Genomic DNA, 2,741 nt, shown 5'->3' with positions numbered 1-2,741 from the left:
GATTGGTCACACAGCTCAAGCGGATGAAACGACATCTGATGGAGCAACAGTTGCAGCTACAGCTGTAAGTGCAAGTCAAGGTGAAGGAGTTCCGGCCGCAACTTCGCCAAGCACAGCATCAGAAAGTGTCTCAACTACTACGGTAACACCAGCTGTCACTGAAACAGTCGCAGCGACATCAGTTGAGCCTACAAGTTCAGCGCCGGCAAATTCAGTAGCGACATCAACAAGTCAAGCGGTTGCTTCAGAAGCTACAGGCTCAACAAATGTATCAACTGCAAAACCAGCAACTGCATCAGAGGTACCTGCATCAGAGGCATCTCGTTCAGTTACAGCTTCTACAACATCATCAACTACAGCAAGCTCAGAGATCACTAATACAAATAATATTACTGTGTCGGAAACACCAAATGCGCCTCGTGTACGTAGTCGTCGAAGTATCGCACAAGGAGAAACACGTTCAGCATCAACTGAAACACGTGCGTCAGATGGTGCACAAAATCTTGATTATTCTAATAAAGAAAATGTTCAAGATTACGTACAGATTAGCTACGAAGTAGATAAGGCTAATAATGTTCTTCATTGGACTGTTCTTGATAATCCTGGTCGAAAAGCAAATTCCGCTAGCGGTTATGTTTACTTTACGATTCCTAAAGATTCTGTTGGGGCACCAACAAACTGGAACGTTGTTCAAACTGACAAAAATGGAAAAGTAGTCAATACACGTAATTACTGGAAGGATAACGATGGATCATACTTAATGGGTCAAAATGGTAGAATGAATACCTATACTGGCGCTGAAATGACAAAGCGTTTGACTCAACTTTACAAAGATACAAAAAATCCAGCAATTAAAGGAAATGAAGCAGCGGTAGCGGCTCAAACAGCAGAACGTTCACAGGCTTTGTATACGATGACAGCGGATAATAATGCACTTCGTAATGTTATGTGGACGATTACATTTGACACACCAATCGTAGATAAATCTAAGCCACTTGACTATGTTGCAGGTATGCAAGGAACAGGAGTTATTGGTGGAAGAACAAATATCATGACTGGTTTCACAGATAACTTCATTGATAATGAAAGTTCAAAATTCCAAGCAGTTGCAGTCAAAGAAAAGTACACTGCAAAAGTTGGTGGAAGTTTTGATGCTGATCCAGCTACCTATGTAACCAATAAAGCTGGAACTCCAGAATTCCCAAATAACTATCGTGGTGCAACAACATTTGCATGGAAAGACGGGCAAGCTCCAACAGCTACACAAGCTGGTACTTATACTAAAACCGTAATGGTCACTTACCCAGCTCATTATAACCAAGCTCCACAAGAAGTGACAATTACTTTTGAAGTTCAAGGTGAAACACCAAAACCAGTTGCACCAGCAAGTCAGGTTCCAGAAATTACTTCAAATCTTAATGGTAAAGCAAGTACACCAGCTGATGTGACTGTAAATGCAACAGCAGGTTCAACTGTCAAACTTTACAACAATGATGGCGTAGTGATCGGTGAAGCAGTGGCCAATGAGCAAGGTGTAGCAACAATCCATCCAACAAATAGCCTTCCAGAAGGAGAAATTACAGCTACCTCAACACCAGCAGGTGGAAGTGAGTCAGCTAAGAGTGCACCGATTACAGTTACAAAAACACCGTTGACCTATGTAGGTGGAGGAGTTAGTGGTGATAACTACACTCAACTTTTGGTTACCGAGTCACATCTTACAGTTTACCCGGGTGATCCTGTCAATGTAACAATTCAAGCAGCAGGATCACCGTCAGTTGAAAAATTTTGGATTCCTAATAATCCTTATTTGGCAAAAGGACTAGCATATACGAATGATTCTAATGGTGGTTTTCTGGATACAGCTGGCTCAAATACTTATAGACAGCGTAAGGCATACTATCGTGGTAATGTTGATATGACGCAGTCTGCAGGTAGTTCCACTGCTACCTATGCTGTTAGAAATAAAAATGGTAAAGTAGTAACGAGAAATCTTACAATTACCGTTCTTGAGACAGCTAAGAAGTATGAGCCAACTCCTGGAGGAGCAAAAGTAGAAGTTGCTGATCCTAATAATATAAGTGCAACTGAGAAGGCAGCTATTGAAAAAACGGTTGGAGACGCGAATACTGCGCTTCCACAAGGAACAACATACGTTGCGGATGAAAAGGGTAATGTTACTATTACTTATCCTGATAAATCAGTAGATAAAATTGCTGCTGCATACTTAGTTACACCTGCAAAAGACACCACAGCTCCAGATAAACCAGTAGTGAATACAGATCTTACAGGAAAGGCTGGCACTAAGCCATCAGTTGAAGTGAGTGCAGAACCAGGCTCAACTGTTGCCCTTTACGATAAAGATAACAACAAGATCGGTGAAGCAACAGCGGGAGAAAATGGTAAAGCAACCATTACCCCAACCGTTGATATTCCAGCAGGAAATGTGACAGCTAAAGCAACAGATGCGGCAGGTAACACATCAGTTGCAAGTGATCCAAAAGTAGCAACAGATACAACAGCTCCAGCGAAACCAGTAGTGAATACAGACCTCACAGGTAAAGCAGGCACTAAGCCATCAGTAGAAGTGAGCGCAGAACCAGGCTCAACTGTTGCTCTTTACGATAAAGACGGTAATAAGATTGGTGAAGGAACGGCTGCTAGCAATGGTAAAGTAACCATCACGCCAACAGTTGATATTCCAGTAGGTAATGTAACAGCTAAAGCAACTGACCCATCAG

At 42.1% G+C, this 2,741-nt stretch carries 1 protein-coding gene; it reads left to right on the top strand.

The annotated features are described in order from the left end of the window. On the top strand, positions 1–2,741 hold a 2,741-nt coding region (locus AX663_RS10805), incomplete at both ends, for an Ig-like domain-containing protein (protein WP_197414210.1).

The sequence above is a fragment of the Streptococcus sp. CCH8-H5 genome, from assembly GCF_001556505.1.
Classification (GTDB): domain Bacteria; phylum Bacillota; class Bacilli; order Lactobacillales; family Streptococcaceae; genus Streptococcus.
Note: the sequence above shows the minus strand (reverse complement) of the source record. Positions and strands in the feature narration are given on the sequence as shown.